1 protein-coding gene is annotated in these 918 nt (G+C 59.4%); it reads left to right on the forward strand.

What is annotated here, in order from left to right:
* Positions 1–239: 239 nt before the first annotated feature.
* The coding region (locus HLUSI_RS0111460; RefSeq protein WP_016834115.1) for a dihydroxy-acid dehydratase domain-containing protein at positions 240–918 on the forward strand (679 nt) is incomplete at its 3' end.

Raw genomic sequence — 918 nt, forward strand, 5'->3', positions numbered from 1 at the left:
GGGCGCGCCGCCTCGGCGATTGAGCCGCACTCGACGGTGGCCACGAAGCTCTGAAGGTAGCGAAGGTCCATCTGCCGATACTAAAAAATATCTTCTTTTAAAGCAAGAAATACCAAATTGTTTTTTGCAATGGAACCGCCCAGTATTCTGGCTTCACCACCTGTTGATGAACAGGTTCTTCAACCAGCGACGGTAAAAAAGCGACCGCCCTTGCGGGCAGGCAGCAGGAGACGAGACAAATGAAACCCAGGCAAACCGGTTTGAAAAAAGGACTCACCAACTACGGCGACCAGGGTTTTTCGCTGTTCCTGCGCAAGGCGTTCATCAAGGGCGCAGGCTACACGGACCAGGCGCTTGAGCGGCCGGTGGTCGGCATCGTCAACACCGGCAGCAGCTACAACCCCTGCCACGGCAACGCGCCCCAGCTGATCGAAGCGGTCAAGCGCGGCGTCATGCTGGCGGGCGGATTGCCGATGGACTTCCCGACCATCTCGATCCACGAGAGCTTCTCGGCGCCGACCAGCATGTACCTGCGCAATCTGATGTCGATGGACACCGAAGAAATGGTGCGCGCACAACCGATGGACGCCGTGGTGCTCATCGGCGGTTGCGACAAGACGGTGCCGGCGCAACTGATGGGGGCGGCCTCGGCAGGCATTCCTTCGATCCAGCTCATCACCGGCTCCATGCTCACCGGCAGTCATCGCGGCGAGCGGGTCGGGGCATGCACCGATTGCCGGCGCTACTGGGGTAAATATCGCGCCGAAGAAATCGACGCGGAAGACATCGCCGAGGTCAACAACCAGCTGGTCGCCAGCGTGGGGACCTGTTCCGTGATGGGCACCGCCAGCACCATGGCCTGCATCGCCGAAGCCATGGGCATGACGGATATTACAGCTCATAGTACTGTTGATATAG

Origin of the sequence: Herbaspirillum lusitanum P6-12, assembly GCF_000256565.1 — a bacterium.
GTDB lineage: Bacteria > Pseudomonadota > Gammaproteobacteria > Burkholderiales > Burkholderiaceae_D > Herbaspirillum > Herbaspirillum lusitanum.